We start from the raw sequence: 15,710 nt of genomic DNA on the forward strand, positions 1-15,710 counted from the left end.
TCTTCGATAACGCTTTTTTATACCAGTGAGGTAAGGTCGCTGAATCAGATAACCCTGTAATATTTCTATGGCAGGATTTTGGGAGATAACGTAATTTCTCTTTTTTTGTTATGTGTTTATCATGCGTTCGTTGTTTTTAGCAAATAGGCTTGGGTGAAAATAAAAAAATCGAGCTTGATCGCAAAATTAAATAATAATAAAAATCATTCTTTTTCTTGTGCTACTTTCTGGTGCTTATACTCCTTCCGGAGAATCAAATGGGCAGAGTTATGTTGATTTTCTTTATGTGTTTATTTAGCGGTAGCGCATACCCTGCATTCTTTTTTCGCTACTCAGTGGTTCCTCCTGAGCGGGTTTTCCAACAGGGTTTTCTCCCACTGGGCAACAACAGCAATGTGTATCAACACATTGCTGTTGTTAGTTGTTTTGATCGTAACGCAAACTCCAGGTTTATTTCTACATCGTCATCGCAATTAATGGCAATGGAAATGGCAAATGCAAATACTCCGATAGGCTCGAATTACTATTTATATCGGATTCGACCAACGGATAACTTTTATAATTCTATGAATAGCGTGCAGGCAGCAATGAACCGAACGCATGATGAGCGATTTCTGGCGGCGTACTTTTATTATATGCTTGAGGAGGAGTGGTTGGCAGAAGGCGGGATTAGTCCTCAACAGATTCATAGTGCCATAGAATACCAGAGTCAGGGCCCCCACCAAGAAGCAACCCTAATAATGGAATATCTAAATGCAGCCTACATTGAGGCCTACAGCACACCGAGTAATACGGTTTATAGTATTCCTGACCTTCCCGCAGAACATGTCAATGAGCCACAGAACTGTACCGGATGTAATGTTCATTTTCCAGAAAAAAAATATAAAAGGAGTGTCAAATATGAACTTGAGTTGTGGCGTATGTGCAGTCATAAGCATCTTGAGATTTTTTTTGGTGACTGAATGTTAATGAGGTGCGTATGAAAATGTTTTTTTTATGCTTTTCGTTTTTTATATCACTGTGCCGATGAATGTCATGGCAATGGGAATAGAAAATATGGAGGATGCATGTAATACCAGAGGCGCTGAATTCCAGAAAGATGTTTATATAGACGGGTACAGTATCAATACCATTCTCCCTGGTGAAGAATATGGGTTTTATGTCAGAGTGCTAAAAGAATGGTTTAAAGTTGTACTAAGAAGTGAAAAAGAGAAAGACGTATACAGAGATCAATTTGCTAGCACTGCGAGAATGGCCAATGCCATGGGCATTCCGGTTAATGTTTGTCTGGATAGAACGGGCGGTAGCTACTTACTCGGTATTGAGATTTTATCTAACAGATCAACCCATTAATGTTCTTGCTATCACACTGCACTTATCCGCCGTCCACGTTTACGATGAGCAAACATGGTAGAAAAAAAAGCAAAAGTTTTAGTGAACCGTTGAGCGTTTTCATCACCCAAGTAGACCGATCGCGTTATAACAAAAAACGCCTGTCATTTCTGGCAAGCGTTTTTCTAAAAAACCAACGGTAATGAACCCGTATCAGTTCATGCCGTATTTTTTCAATTTCTTGCGCAGCGTACCGCGGTTGATACCCATCATCAGGGCTGCGCGGGTCTGGTTACCACGGGTGTACTGCATCACCATGTCCAACAGTGGCTGTTCAACTTCAGCCAATACCAGCTCATACAGGTCATTCACATCCTGACCGTTAAGTTGAGCGAAATAGTTCTTCAGTGCCTGTTTAACCGAGTCGCGCAGGGGTTTTTGGGTTACCTGAGCCTGAGAGTTTACGGTAGAAACGGTCAGTACGTCAGAATTCACGCGTTGTTCGAACATAGTTCTGTCAGCTCTTTTTCTGTTTACGCAAGATTTTCAAAATATGCCTCCAACGCCTCCAGCTGTTCGCTGGCATCCTCAATGGCGTTGAATGTGCGCCTAAACTGGTCATTGGGGGCGTTCTCTTGGAGATACCAAGAGACGTGCTTACGAGCAATACGGAATCCCTTGCCCGGACCATAAAAGTCGTGCAATTCCCGTATGTGCTTGAAGAGCAAACGCTTCACTTCTGCCAATGGCATCGGTGCCAGTTGCTCCCCCGTGTCCAGATAATGCTGGATTTCCCGAAAGATCCAGGGTCTTCCCTGAGCAGCCCGTCCTATCATCAGGGCATCTGCCCCGGTGTAATCAAGAACCGCTCTGGCTTTACGCGGGCTTGTAATGTCGCCATTCGCGATAACGGGAATGGAAACGGCCTGCTTAACCGCCCGAATACTGTCGTATTCTGCCTCACCGTTGAACAGGCACGCACGTGTGCGGCCATGTACGGTAAGCGCCTGGATACCACAGGCTTCGGCCAGTCTGGCAATGTCTACACAGTTACGGTGCTCCGGTGCCCAGCCAGTACGAATTTTCAGTGTGACCGGTACGTCCACCGCCTTAACCACGGCGGAGAGGATTTGTTTGACCAAATCCGGATACTGCAACAGCGCAGAACCCGCCATCTTGCGGTTTACCTTCTTTGCAGGACACCCCATGTTGATATCAATGATTTGCGCGCCGAAATCAGTGTTGATTCTGGCTGCCGCTGCCATCTCATCAGGGTCGCTACCGGCAATCTGCACGGCGCGGATCCCAGGTTCATCGCTGTGTACCATGCGCAGACGCGACTTATCCGAACGCCACACCTCCGGATTGGAAGAGAGCATTTCGGAGACCGTCATCCCAGCCCCCATGTCATGACAAAGCGTCCTGAAAGGGCGATCGCTGACGCCAGCCATGGGGGCGGCGATCAATCGATTAGCTAGCTGAAATTGTCCAATGTGCATAGACAAAGAGTGACCATACTGTGTCTGCAAGGGCGCGTATATTACGCATTTTTTACGCCAGATGAAAGGCCAAACTTTGAGCAATTGAGCGGAACAGATCAAGGAAATGTGTCTTTGCGCGCTGAAATTTCTTAATTATCTTTTTATTACAGCAGGTTATATGACTAATCACTTATTGGTCCAACCATTGCACGATCAAACATTTCTGCGCAACAGTACGCAAATGCCTGGACAGGCCGCGTCCGATGGCGTTTTCGTGCACAACAATGGGCGGTTTATCGCACAGTAGCTTATACCCGTCATACTTCAAGCTGCAGGTGCGTTGGCTGCACTCGTTATTCGGCCCATCCCTGGGCCTCACTGCTAACGAGGCCGCCGCACGCGGCGTTCAAATCTGCTCCCGGCAGATTTGTCACCCGAATCACTTACCTGAGTAAGCTCATCGGGATGAATGAATCTCATCCCTGAGATTCACCCTACGGGTCAGCGCAAGGGCTGTTCAAAACGTAAACGTTTTGTCCTGCAACTCGCATTATTTAGGGTATATACATCAATGATGCTGACGAGTGCCGCCAACCGCCGTGAAACGGCTAAGGGCACTCGCCATAACGCTTAGCGCTTGATGCCAGTAATACGGCACCACTCTTCTTTCTCAACGGTTGGGTCGAGTTCGAACAGGTCGGTGTAAGCAGCTGCCACGTTCTCTGCCTGTGACGCGAGAATACCTGATAACCCTAAATGCCCTCCCGCCTTGGGCAGTGTACTAATCAGCGGTGCCAGCTCACGCAGCGGGCCTGCAAGGATATTGGCAACCACGACGTCGGCCGAGAGGTCGTTGGGCTGGTCTTTCGGCAGGTAGAGCGCCAGACGCTCTGAGACGCCGTTACGCTGTGCATTATCGCGGCTGGCTTGAATGGCCTGAGGATCGATATCGATGCCAATCGCCTGTGCGGCACCCAGTTTCAATGCGGCAATCGCCAAAATACCGGAGCCACAGCCAAAATCAATAACCGTTTTGCCCACCAAATCCAGACCGTCGAGCCATTGCAGGCACAGGGACGTGGTAGGGTGCGTGCCGGTGCCAAAGGCCAGACCGGGATCCAGCATGACGTTAACCGCATTCGGATCGGGGATGTCACGCCAGCTTGGGCAGATCCACAGGCGTTTGCCAAACTGCATCGGGTGGAAGTTGTCCATCCACTCCCGTTCCCAGTCTTTATCTTCCAGCTGTTCGATTTTATGGCGAAAACCGGCACCCAGTAGCGGTTCTTGCTCCAGTTGGGCAATCACGTCTGGCATCTCGGTTTCGGCGTCGTACAGCCCAATCACGTCGGTATCGCCCCATAAACGGGTTTCACCCGGCAGCGGTTCGAATACTGGGGTATCGTGGGTGTCCTGAAAGGTGACGGACACCGCACCGCTCTCGATAAGCGCATCGCCCAGTTGTTCAGCCTGCGCGCCCGTCGTATTGATTTTGAGTTGAATCCACGGCATAGCAGCCTCTGTTCCCATTAATGTGAAGGTGTTGCGGCAGCGTTTGGCGCAGGGTTGCTGCCAAAACGGTTACCAATAAGAAAGGCCAGCAGGCTGAATGAGAGGGCGGGAACAATCGGGTGAAAGCCCGCCAGATTCAGCTTAAAGGTGGCAAGTAGGGTATAGCATAAGGCACCGACCATCATGGCGCTGAGCGCACCGGTCGCATTGGCGCGCTCCCAGTAAAGCCCAAGCAACAGTGGCCATAGGAATACCGCCTCCAGGCCGCCAAATGCCAGCAGATTGAGCCAGATAATCATTTCAGGTGGCCGCCAGGAGGCCAGCAGCGTCAGGACGCCCAGCAGCAGCGTGGTGGCGCTGGAGAGCCATTTGATATGGCGTTCGTTCTGCGCTTGATGCGGTTTTACGCTCAGATACAGATCTTTGATGATGGTGGCAGAGGCTTGCAGCAGGTGCGCATTGATGTTGGCCATAATGGCGGACATGGGCGCCGCGAGGAAGATGCCCGCTGCCAGCGGTGGCAGTACTTTCACCATCAGTTCCGGCAGCACCTGATCGGGAATGGTCAGATTGGGCATGATCGCGCGCCCCAGCGCGCCTGCCAGGTGCATACCCAGCATCAGCACGGTGATGACGATAGTGCCGATAATGATGCCACGGTGCAGTGCTTTGCTGTCTTTGTAAGAGATACAGCGTACGGCTGTGTTAGGCAGGCCGATGACGCCGAAGCAGACTAGCACCCAGAATGAGGCCATAAACGGGAAGGTGAGCGTCTGGCCGCTGCCGTGTGGGTCAACCAGTGCCGGATCGATCTGACGCAGCGTTTCTACCGCGCTGCGCTGCCCACCCGCGGCAGAGATAATCGCTACCAGCAGCAATACCGTACCGATCAGCATCACAACGCCCTGCATCGCGTCATTGAGCACGCTGGCGCGAAAACCGCCGAAGGTGGTGTAAAGCGCTATCGTGACGCCGAAAATCAGCAAACCAACGTCGTAGGGCACATTAGCGGCAGTTTCCAGCAGGCGAGCGCCGCCGATAAACTGTACCGCCATCGCCCCGATAAAGGCCACCAGCAGGCTCAGGCTGGCAAACCACACCAGCAGGCGACTGCCATAGCGCGCATACAGCATATCGTTCAGGGTAATGGCGTTGTAGCGCCGTGCCAGAATGGCGAATTTTTTCCCCAGAATGCCGAGAGAAAGCAGCATGGTGGGCACTTGGATCACCGCCAATAGCACCCAACCCAGACCGTATTTATAGGCGGCACCAGGCCCACCGATAAACGAACTGGCACTGACATATGTGCCAATCAGCGTCATGGCGAGCACAAAACCGCCCATCGAGCGGCTACCGAGGAAGTACTCGTTGAGGAAATTGCCTTCGCGGCGGCGCAGGTAAGCGTAAATCGACAGCCCGAACACCAGTATCAGGTAGACGACCAGCGGCAGAATCACATCATTGTGCATCGTCGTCTCCTAACGGAATATCGCGAAACACCAGGTGCGTCATCAGCCAGCACAGCACGATAAAGACCAGCGGCAGCAGCAGGCAGGAGAACTCAAACCAGCGTGGCAGCCCGGTCAACCCGGCGGTGTTGTCAGGCAGGTAGGCGGTGACTATCCAGCCTACGAGGTAAAATAGCGTCAGGAACAGTGCCCATCGCGCCTCTTTGTGCGCTTGGGGGAAGCGTTTGTCCATGGTTTTTCCCTGTAAAGCGTTACCAGCAAGCAAAAAGGCCAGCATGGCTGGCCTTTATACGCTTGTACGATGCAGATTATTGCAGACCGAGCTTTTTCTCCAGATAGTGGATATTGGTTCCACCGTGCTGGAAGTTCTCGTCGTTCATAATCTTCAACTGCAACTCAATGTTGGTTTTAATACCATCAATGATCAGTTCCGCCAAGGCGTTTTTCATTCGGGAAATCGCGATATCGCGGCTTTCACCGTAAGTGATCAACTTGCCGATCATGGAATCGTAGTACGGCGGCACGGTATAGCCCGCGTAGATGTGCGACTCCCAGCGTACGCCAAAACCGCCCGGTGCATGGAAACGGGTGATCTTGCCCGGGCTCGGCAGGAAGGTGTTAGGATCTTCGGCGTTGATACGGCATTCCACCGCATGACCGCGCACGTTGACTTCTTCCTGTTTGATCGACAACGGCTGACCAGCAGCGATGCGCAACTGCTCTTTGATCAGATCGACGCCAGTGATCATCTCCGTTACCGGATGCTCAACCTGAATACGGGTGTTCATTTCGATAAAGTAGAATTCACCGTTTTCGAACAGGAATTCGAACGTACCGGCACCGCGATAGCCGATATCCACGCAGGCTTTCGCGCAGCGATCGCCAATATAGCGACGCAAATCCGCCGTGATGCCTGGCGCAGGTGCTTCTTCCACCACTTTCTGGTGACGACGCTGCATGGAGCAGTCGCGTTCCGCCAGATAGATGGCGTTACCCTGACCGTCAGCCAATACCTGAATTTCCACGTGACGCGGATTTTCCAGGTATTTTTCCATATACACCATGTCGTTATTGAAAGCGGCTTTCGCTTCCGCACGGGTCATGAGGATGGATTGTTCCAGATCTTTCTCGTTGCGCACCACGCGCATGCCGCGACCGCCGCCGCCGCCAGAGGCTTTGATAATCACCGGATAGCCGATGCGTTTACCAAAAGCGCGGTTCTTGTCCATGTCCTCGCCCAGCGGGCCGTCAGAGCCTGGCACGCACGGTACACCTGCTTTCTTCATGGCCGAAATGGCAGACACTTTGTCACCCATCAGGCGAATGGTATCTGCGCGTGGACCAATGAAGATGAAGCCGGAGCGCTCAACCTGCTCGGCAAAATCCGCATTTTCGGACAAAAAGCCGTAACCGGGGTGGATAGCCACAGCGCCGGTGATCTCTGCGGCGGAAATAATCGCCGGGATATTCAGGTAACTTTTGGTCGACGGAGCCGGGCCGATACACACGGTCTCATCGGCCAGCAGCACATGTTTCAGATCGCGGTCCGCGCTGGAGTGAACGGCAACGGTTTTGATGCCCAGTTCTTTACAGGCGCGCAAAATGCGCAGCGCAATTTCTCCGCGGTTCGCGATAACGATTTTATCTAGCATGGTAAGCCTCGTTATTCGATGACAACCGGTTATTCAATGACAACCAAAGGCTCTTCAAACTCAACCGGTTGGCCGTTTTCCACCAGCACGGCTTTCACCACGCCCGCTTTATCGGCTTCGATTTGGTTCATCATTTTCATGGCTTCAACGATGCACAAGGTATCGCCGACGTTAACGCGCTGCCCAACTTCAACGAATGCTTTGGCATCCGGGCTTGGGGTACGGTAGAAAGTACCGACCATGGGAGAGCGTACGATGTGACCGCTCACGGCCGCAGGTGCAGCGGCAACAGCAGCTTCCGGTGCCGGCGCCACGGCAGTTGCCAATGCGGGGGCTGGTTGCTGCATCATGGGCGCGTAGGCTTGCTGCATCATCGGGTAAGCTGGCGCGACAGGCGCACGACTGATACGTACTGATTCTTCACCTTCTGAAATTTCCAGTTCGGCGATGCCGGATTCTTCAACCAGTTCGATCAGTTTCTTGATTTTACGAATATCCATGGATGTGGTTCCGTACTCATTTGTTGAAATGGGTTTATTTAGTTTGACGTGGACAGGCGTTTTACCGCCGTCTGTAACGCATAGCCATATCCATCTGCGCCCAGGCCGCAAATCACACCCACTGCCACATCGGACAGGTAAGAGTGATGGCGGAACGGTTCGCGTGCGTGCACGTTGCTCAGATGGATCTCTATAAACGGAATTTCCACGGCCAGCAGCGCATCACGTAATGCAACGCTGGTGTGGGTGAATGCCGCCGGGTTAATTAAAATAAAATCCGTCTTGCCGCGTGCCTGATGAATCGTATCAATCAGCACATGCTCAGCATTGGATTGGACATGGGAGAAGTGTACATTGAGCGCCTGCGCCTGATGTTCCAAATCGCTGACGATCTCGGCAAGCGTAGTGCTGCCGTACTTCTCTGGCTCACGGGTTCCCAGCAGATTCAGGTTGGGACCGTTCAAAAGCAAAATGTGAAATCTCTCTGCCATTGTGCCGCTATCTCCCGCGATACACCCAGTTTGTAGAAAAACGTGTCGCACAACATAGCGCGAAGCACATCGTTTGTCACCTTTTGGCAACGTAAATTGTTCACCGGGCGATAAGGTCGGGCATTATAACCATATCGTGGCAATTAGCAGCTAAATACTGGTCTTATCTCCGCAAATGGCTTTGACGCCCCCGTCGCGCGCGGCGTCACGCTACTGCCGCTTTCCCGGCATTAACGCCACCACTGGCGGAACTTTTTGTAACGCAAAGCTAACAAGAACAGCGCACTTAGCCCATAAATCACCGGTTGCGGCGATAAGATTTTTACCGACCACACATAATGAAGGGGGACGAGCACCGCGATGGCATAGATAAGGTTGTGTAAGCGCTGCCAGTTGCTGCCAAGCGCACGTTGTGCCGCCTGAAACGAGGTTATCGCCAGGGCCAGCAGCAGCAGCCAACTGAGCGCACCCAGCGTCAGGTAAGGGCGGTTGATCAGCTCTTGGCCCAACAACGCGAGATTGGCGAGCCCCAGTTCCAATAGCGTATAGCTGGTCAGATGCAGCGTTGCCCAGGCAAAACACCACAGGCCCAGCAAGCGGCGACAGCGGATCAACAGCGGCTGTTTGCCGTAGCGTGCCAACGGCGTAACCAGCAGTGTTGCCAACAGCAGTTTTAGCGCCATTCGTCCGGTAAAATGCTGGATATCTTTGGCCGGATCGGCGCTTAACGCCCCTTGTTGAATGGCGTAAAACAGCCACAGTAGCGGTAACACGGCGGCGGCATGTAAGACGATTTTTAGCCAGAACACCTGGCGGAGTGTCAGACTCATTCAGAAGTTATCCCGCAGGTTCAGACCGCGATAGAGGTGTGCTACCTGTTCGGCATAGCCGTTAAACAGCAGCGTTGGTTGGCGCTGAACGTTAAGCAATCCACCCGCACCAATCACCCGTTCACTGGCCTGCGACCAGCGCGGATGGTCAACATCCGGGTTCACATTGGCATAAAAACCATATTCATCGGGTGCCGCCAGATTCCAGGTTGAAGGCGGTCGTTCGCGTGTAAAGCGGATTTTCACGATGGACTTGATGTTCTTGAACCCGTATTTCCATGGTGTCACCAGACGGATAGGCGCGCCGTTCTGCGGTGGCAAGGTTTTGCCATAAACCCCCAGTGCTAGCAGGGTCAAGGGATGTAGCGCCTCTTCCAGGGTTAAGCCTTCTACATAAGGATAGTCAAGTCCACCACCGAGAAAGCGATCTTTCTGCCCCGGCATCTGTTCGGGATCGTGCAGGGTTTGAAAGGCAACATAGCGCGCGGCGCTAGTCGGCTCTACGAACTGAATCAGTTTTGCCAAGGGAAATCCTACCCAGGGAATCACCATTGACCAGGCCTCGACGCAGCGAAAGCGATAGATGCGTTCTTCCAACGGAAAGCGCTTGATAATGTCATCGATATCCAGCGTGACCGGTTTGGCGATTTCCCCTTCTATTTGTATCTTCCAACCTTCAGTACGCAATCCTCCGGCATTGGCGGCCGGGTCGGCTTTATCTAGCCCGAACTCATAGAAGTTGTTGTAGCCGGTAACCTTGTCCTCGGGCGTCAGCGTGAGTGCCGCTGGCGCATTGGTTTCCGGTGTGAAGGTGAGCGGCGTGGGCGGCGGTGCTGTCGGTTTTTTTTTGCCGCCAGTGAGCCAGTCCAGCACATCCGCCTGTGCGCTAAGCGGCAGGCTCAGCGCACAGGCGGCGATGCCCAGCGCTTTCATCACTGCGCGGCGCTGGTGAAAAATCCCCTCAGGGGTAACGTCGGCGGCGCTTGGTTTGCGTTGACGGTGAGAGTCAGACATGATGATGCTCCACGGGTTACGACGGCTGAGTAGTGTAAGTATGGAAGATAAGACGGCTCGAGCAAAAAAGAGTTCATTGCAGAGTGTTGCACGGTCAGCCTACAGGGGAACTGGCGATGGTTATCGGTTGCGTTCAGATCACGATCACGATGTGATTGTGACAGGAGAGGAAAAGTCAGGGAAAATCCTTTAGTGTCTATATTTGTAACAGGTAGTATTAACAACAGTGGTGAATACGGTACGGGGTATGACCTTGTGCGGCGAGAGGATGCAGGGATGGGCGAATGACGAAATTTTCTTCATTGATGACGATGGCGCTGGTAGTCGTCATATCCCTGCTGTTTATCATAGGGTTAGCCACCATTGTTGATGATAATTTACAGCAGGTTGATAACCAGCTTCACGCTATCGCGACCAGTATCGATCAGGCGCTGTTGGTGCAACCTCCTGAACGGTTACGCTTTTGGTTGCCCTCAATGATGAAGGCGGCGGGGGTTGTGCTGCTGGAGATCAGGGACCTTGATCAAAACCTGCAATTTTCACTGCGACTGCCGGAACTGATGAGCGCAGAAGACGATTATGTGCACTATGTGATGCAACTGCCGCTGATGCAAAACGCGGATTTTCGCGTCAACCTGACCTATCTTGATCCCTTCTTCGGCTCGCCGCGCTGGATTTTCTCTACCATCGCTATGGTGGTAGCGATGGCGTGCATGCCAGCACTGTTGGTGTTTGCCATGCGGCGTTTTCGTCGCAAGGTGGCAGGGCACGAACAGTTGGAGACACGCGCAAACCGCATTCTGCGCGGTGAACGCGAATCAGTGGCGCGCGGTTCCGTGCACGAATGGCCCGATAGCGCCAGCGGTGCGTTCGATCAGTTGCTGTCGGATCTCTCCGATGCACGTGAAGAACGCAGCCGACTGGATACGCTGATTCGTGCGTTTGCCGCTCAGGATGCGGAAACCGGATTAAGCAATCGCCTGTTTTTCGATAACCAACTCACTACGCAGTTGGAAGACGCGGAAAATGTCGGCACCCACGGCGTGGTCATGATGATTCGCCTGCCGGACTTCGATACCTTGCAGGAAACACACCGCTATGCCAATGAATTGCGTGAGTACCGCAATACGCTGGTCAATATGTTGTCGACCTTTGTCATGCGTTACCCCTCCGCGCTGTTGGCGCGCTATTTCAACAGTGATTTTGCCGTGCTGCTGCCACACCGTTCGCTGAAAGAAGCGGATATTATTGCGGCGCAGTTAGTCAAAGCGCTGGATATTCTGCCCATCACGCCGCTTATCGATCGTGAGGACGTGTTGCATATTGGTATCTGCGCCTATGCCAGCGGGCAGAGTTCCGAGCAGGTGATGGAGAGCGTGGAGGATGCCACGCGCAATGCGGTATTGCAGGGAGGAAACGGCTGGTGCGTATTTGACCGGCAGGTGCCAGACAAAGGGCGCGGCAGTGTGAAATGGCGCACATTGCTGGAGCAGACGTTGGCGAAAGGTGGCCCGCATCTGTACCAAAAACCGGCGGTGACGCGCGATGGTATGGTGCATCATCGGGAAATCATGCCGCGTATCACCGATGGCGATCAGGTACTGCTGGCCGCCGAATACATGCCGCTGGTGCAGCAATTGGGGCTGACGCCCAATTATGACCGGCTGCTGGTGGCGCAAATCATCGCGCTGTCTGCCTCCTGGCCGCAAGAGACGCTGGCGATGCCCGTCAATGTGGATTCTCTGTTACAGCGCCCTTTCTGGCGTTGGCTACAAGAAGTGCTATTGCAATGCCCGAAACAGCAGCGTCAACGCATATTGTTTGAACTTGCTGAGTCAGATGTGTGTCAGTATATCGAGCGCCTGCGTCCTATTTTGAATACGCTGGTGGGGTTAGGGTGTCGACTGGCGGTGACGCAAGCCGGGCTGACCTTGGTCAGTACGACCTATATCAGAACGTTGCAGGTAGAAATCATCAAGTTGCATCCGGGTCTGGTACGCCGTTTTGAACGCAGGACGGAAAATCAGCTTTTTGTGCAAAGCCTGATAGAAGCCTGCAAGGGAACCTCCGCCAAGGTGTTTGCCGCGGGCGTCAGAACTCAGGAAGAGTGGAATACGCTATCGAGTCGCGGTGTTTACGGTGGTCAGGGCGATTTTTTTGCGGCGTCTATCCCTGTCAGCGATGAGTTGAAAAAATATTCACCCCGGCGTCGTGTTTAGGGTGAATGTCGCAGGTAAATTGACGTAGAATGCGTGGTTTATAAATCGGTTAGTGTGTGCTTATTGCATGAACTGGCCGATAAAATGTTAGATTTTGTGTCCTGTGTTGATGCCATCCGACTGCGTGAAAAAGCGGTAACTCGCTTTACCGCACAAAGAAATATCGCCCCTACGGTTTTTCCGGGGAACGTGATGGATCTGACACAGGGGAATTTTTCACCGATGCAGAGCGCTGTCGTGCCTTGTCGCTGCACCGTGTGGTTGGTAAAGTAGGCGGATTTCTTTTCGCCCCCAGCTTGCAGGATTATCCTTTCGTTATGTTTAAAAAATTTCGTGGCATGTTTTCCAACGACTTGTCCATCGACCTGGGTACCGCCAATACCCTGATTTATGTTAAAGGGCAGGGCATTGTACTGAATGAGCCGTCTGTGGTCGCCATCCGTCAGGATCGTGCTGGCTCGCCTAAGAGCGTCGCCGCCGTAGGCCATGAAGCCAAACAGATGCTTGGTCGTACTCCGGGTAATATCGCAGCCATCCGCCCGATGAAAGACGGCGTTATCGCTGACTTTTTCGTGACTGAGAAAATGTTGCAGCACTTTATCAAACAAGTGCACAGCAACAGCTTTATGCGTCCGAGTCCGCGCGTGCTGGTGTGTGTGCCGGTCGGTGCTACTCAGGTTGAACGCCGTGCCATTCGCGAATCTGCGCAAGGGGCCGGGGCGCGCGAAGTGTTCCTGATTGAAGAACCGATGGCGGCCGCTATCGGTGCCGGACTGCCGGTTTCTGAAGCAACCGGCTCCATGGTGGTGGATATCGGGGGCGGTACCACAGAAGTGGCGGTTATCTCCCTGAACGGTGTGGTCTACTCTTCTTCCGTGCGTATTGGTGGTGACCGCTTCGATGAAGCCATCATCAATTATGTGCGCCGTAACTACGGCTCGCTGATCGGTGAAGCGACGGCGGAACGCATCAAGCACGAAATTGGTTCTGCGTATCCGGGCGATGAAGTACGCGAAATCGAAGTGCGTGGTCGTAACCTGGCTGAGGGCGTACCGCGCGGCTTTACCCTTAACTCGAACGAGATTCTGGAAGCGTTGCAAGAGCCGTTGACCGGCATCGTGAGCGCGGTGATGGTTGCGCTGGAACAGTGCCCACCAGAACTGGCTTCCGACATTTCTGAACGCGGCATGGTGTTGACCGGTGGTGGCGCGCTGCTGCGTAACCTGGATCGCCTGCTGATGGAAGAGACCGGCATCCCGGTAGTGGTTGCCGAAGATCCGCTGACCTGTGTGGCTCGCGGTGGCGGTAAAGCGCTGGAAATGATCGACATGCACGGCGGTGATCTGTTCAGCGAAGAGTAGAGTGCCGAATAAAAGGAAGGGGAACCGTATGGGGAAACAGCGTTGTTTTTCATCCCGTAGGGTAGCCCCTCTTTTTTTATTCTGTGGCGAGTCGTTTTCACGGGTATCGCCATTAGCGTAATTCCCTGCGCCCGACGCCCCTCTGCCCCAGCGTTTCTGCGGGCATGACGGCGGTGAATAACACGAATGTTATCTTTCGTTTCGAGCGTGTCGGGCGTTCTTTATTCGCGTTGAGGAATACGCAACCTTTATGAAGCCGATTTTTAGCAGGGGACCTTCCCTGCAATTGCGACTTTTTCTTGCCGTCCTCACGGCGATGGCGATCATTATCGCCGACAGCCGTTTGGGGACGTTTCTCAAGATCCGTACCTATATGGATACGGCGGTCAGCCCGTTCTATTTTCTCGCCAACGGGCCGCGTGAAGTATTGGATAATGTCTCTGAATCGCTGGCGACCAAAAATCAGTTGGCGCTGGAAAACCGTGTATTACGCCAGGAACTGCAACTGCGCAACAGCGATCTGCTGCTGCTCGGTCAACTGAAACAGGAAAATGCGCGTCTGCGCGAACTGTTGGGATCGCCGCTGCGTCAGGATGAGCAGAAGATGGTGACCCATGTGATTTCCGCTGGCACCGACCCCTATAGCGATCAGGTGGTGATTGATAAAGGGGCGGCGCACGGTGTCTACGAAGGGCAACCGGTTATCAGTGATAAAGGGGTGGTTGGGCAGGTTGTCGCGGTCGGTCAGTTGACCAGCCGTGTGCTGCTGATTTGCGATGTCTCCCACGCGTTGCCGATTCAGGTGCTGCGCAATGATATCCGTGTGATTGCCGCCGGTAATGGCTGCACTGACGATCTGCAACTGGAGCATTTGCCCAACAACACCGATATTCGCGTCGGTGATGTGCTGGTGACCTCCGGACTGGGCGGTCGTTTCCCTGAAGGGTATCCGGTGGGCGTTGTCTCCGAAGTGAAGGTGGATACGCAACGCGCCTACACCGTTATCAAGGCGCATCCTACCGCGGGTCTACAACGTTTACGCTATCTGCTGCTGCTGTGGGGCGTTGATGACGTGTCGGGCAAAGGGTTGCCGCCGCAAGAAGTGCACCGCGTTGCCAATGAACGTTTGATGCAGATGATGCCGCAGGTTCTGCCCTCTCCCGATGAAATGGGCCCGCCTGCGGCTGCCGCACCCACCGCACCGCCGCAGGGGAGTACACAACCGAAAAATGGCCCTGCGCGCAGTGCGGCTCAAGGTCAACAACCTCAACGTAATACGCCACCTGCTGCTACGCCAGCACAGGGAGGACGCCAATGAACCGCTATCGCCGTCACGGCAACTGGATCATCTGGTTATCGTTCCTGATCGCCATGGTGCTGCAAATCATGCCGTGGCCGGATCAGTTCTATCACTTCCGGCCATCGTGGCTCTCACTGTTTCTGATTTATTGGGTGATGGCGTTACCGCATCGGGTCAACGTCGGCACCGGTTTTGTGCTGGGAATGGTGATGGACCTTATTTTAGGATCCACGCTTGGTGTGCGTGCGCTGGCGCTCAGCATTGTTGCCTATCTGGTGGCCTTCAAGTTTCAACTGTTCCGCAATATGGCGCTCTGGCAACAAGCCCTGATCGTCATGGTGCTTTCGCTCGTGATGGATCTGATAGTCTTCTGGGCGGAGTTCCTGGTGAGCAATGTGTCATTCAGGCCGGAAAATTTGTGGAACTGTGTGGTTGATGGCGTGTTGTGGCCCTGGCTATTCCTGTTGATGCGCAAAATTCGCCGTCAGTTCACAGTACAATAATCGATAAGGGCGTAGTCCTTAACCGTGGCGCCTACAGTAGAATACG

Annotated in this window: 17 protein-coding genes; 7 read left to right on the forward strand and 10 right to left on the reverse strand. The window is 53.2% G+C overall.

The annotated features are described in order from the left end of the window. Window positions 1-257 precede the first annotated feature (257 nt). Together K6K13_RS01095 and K6K13_RS01100 are read left to right on the forward strand one after the other, a co-directional pair. Window positions 258-962 (forward strand): scabin-related ADP-ribosyltransferase, encoded by a 705-nt coding sequence (locus K6K13_RS01095; RefSeq protein WP_222159184.1) that lies wholly within the window; start codon window positions 258-260, stop codon window positions 960-962. A 34-nt stretch (window positions 963-996) separates the two neighbouring features. Beyond that, complete coding sequence (locus K6K13_RS01100; RefSeq protein ID WP_222159185.1) at window positions 997-1,353, forward strand: hypothetical protein; 357 nt, start codon at window positions 997-999, stop codon at window positions 1,351-1,353. A 192-nt stretch (window positions 1,354-1,545) separates the two neighbouring features. Here K6K13_RS01100 and fis read toward each other — a convergent pair whose 3' ends face one another. From fis to msrP, 10 genes are all read right to left on the reverse strand, one after another. Continuing rightward, window positions 1,546-1,842 (reverse strand): DNA-binding transcriptional regulator Fis, encoded by a 297-nt coding sequence (gene fis, locus K6K13_RS01105; protein WP_012883002.1) that lies wholly within the window; start codon window positions 1,840-1,842, stop codon window positions 1,546-1,548. A gap of 23 nt (window positions 1,843-1,865) precedes the next feature. After that, entirely contained in the window at window positions 1,866-2,831 is a 966-nt protein-coding gene (dusB, locus tag K6K13_RS01110) for a tRNA dihydrouridine synthase DusB (protein ID WP_222160922.1), read from the reverse strand. 612 nt (window positions 2,832-3,443) lie between these two features. Next, window positions 3,444-4,325: a 50S ribosomal protein L11 methyltransferase gene (gene prmA, locus K6K13_RS01115; protein WP_222159186.1), complete on the reverse strand. Its 882-nt coding sequence runs from the start codon at window positions 4,323-4,325 to the stop codon at window positions 3,444-3,446. A 17-nt stretch (window positions 4,326-4,342) separates the two neighbouring features. Continuing rightward, entirely contained in the window at window positions 4,343-5,794 is a 1,452-nt protein-coding gene (panF, locus tag K6K13_RS01120) for a sodium/pantothenate symporter (protein ID WP_222159187.1), read from the reverse strand. Then, entirely contained in the window at window positions 5,784-6,026 is a 243-nt protein-coding gene (locus tag K6K13_RS01125) for a YhdT family protein (RefSeq protein ID WP_222159188.1), read from the reverse strand. Before K6K13_RS01125 ends, panF begins: the two co-directional genes overlap by 11 nt. A 76-nt stretch (window positions 6,027-6,102) precedes the next feature. Further along, window positions 6,103-7,446 (reverse strand): acetyl-CoA carboxylase biotin carboxylase subunit, encoded by a 1,344-nt coding sequence (accC, locus tag K6K13_RS01130; RefSeq protein WP_222159189.1) that lies wholly within the window; start codon window positions 7,444-7,446, stop codon window positions 6,103-6,105. Between the two features lie 29 nt (window positions 7,447-7,475). Further along, a complete protein-coding gene (gene accB / locus K6K13_RS01135; RefSeq protein WP_222159190.1) occupies window positions 7,476-7,946 on the reverse strand; it encodes an acetyl-CoA carboxylase biotin carboxyl carrier protein in 471 nt (156 codons plus the stop codon). Between the two features lie 38 nt (window positions 7,947-7,984). Further along, window positions 7,985-8,437, reverse strand: a complete 453-nt coding sequence (aroQ, locus tag K6K13_RS01140; RefSeq protein WP_222159191.1) for a type II 3-dehydroquinate dehydratase — start codon at window positions 8,435-8,437, stop codon at window positions 7,985-7,987. A gap of 230 nt (window positions 8,438-8,667) precedes the next feature. After that, window positions 8,668-9,267 (reverse strand): protein-methionine-sulfoxide reductase heme-binding subunit MsrQ, encoded by a 600-nt coding sequence (msrQ, locus tag K6K13_RS01145; RefSeq protein ID WP_222159192.1) that lies wholly within the window; start codon window positions 9,265-9,267, stop codon window positions 8,668-8,670. Then, window positions 9,268-10,281 (reverse strand): protein-methionine-sulfoxide reductase catalytic subunit MsrP, encoded by a 1,014-nt coding sequence (msrP, locus tag K6K13_RS01150; protein ID WP_222159193.1) that lies wholly within the window; start codon window positions 10,279-10,281, stop codon window positions 9,268-9,270. 284 nt (window positions 10,282-10,565) lie between these two features. On the opposite strand from msrP, the gene csrD reads away from it, so the two are divergent. The 5 genes from csrD to mreD all read left to right on the forward strand — a co-directional run bounded on the left by csrD (window position 10,566) and on the right by mreD (window position 15,664). Continuing rightward, window positions 10,566-12,500, forward strand: a complete 1,935-nt coding sequence (csrD, locus tag K6K13_RS01155; protein WP_222159194.1) for an RNase E specificity factor CsrD — start codon at window positions 10,566-10,568, stop codon at window positions 12,498-12,500. An 84-nt stretch (window positions 12,501-12,584) separates the two neighbouring features. Further along, entirely contained in the window at window positions 12,585-12,773 is a 189-nt protein-coding gene (locus K6K13_RS01160; protein ID WP_222159195.1) for a hypothetical protein, read from the forward strand. A 44-nt stretch (window positions 12,774-12,817) separates the two neighbouring features. Next, window positions 12,818-13,861 carry a rod shape-determining protein MreB gene (gene mreB, locus K6K13_RS01165; RefSeq protein WP_004385136.1) on the forward strand — a complete coding sequence of 348 codons (1,044 nt, stop codon included), beginning with the start codon at window positions 12,818-12,820 and terminating at the stop codon, window positions 13,859-13,861. 250 nt (window positions 13,862-14,111) lie between these two features. Further along, window positions 14,112-15,179, forward strand: coding sequence for a rod shape-determining protein MreC (gene mreC / locus K6K13_RS01170; RefSeq protein WP_222159196.1), 1,068 nt, complete (start codon window positions 14,112-14,114; stop codon window positions 15,177-15,179). Next, on the forward strand, window positions 15,176-15,664 hold the full coding sequence (gene mreD / locus K6K13_RS01175; protein WP_196908447.1) for a rod shape-determining protein MreD: 489 nt from the start codon (window positions 15,176-15,178) through the stop codon (window positions 15,662-15,664). Before mreC ends, mreD begins: the two co-directional genes overlap by 4 nt. Window positions 15,665-15,710 lie beyond the last annotated feature (46 nt).

Source organism: Symbiopectobacterium purcellii, from assembly GCF_019797845.1.
Lineage (GTDB): Bacteria > Pseudomonadota > Gammaproteobacteria > Enterobacterales > Enterobacteriaceae > Symbiopectobacterium > Symbiopectobacterium purcellii.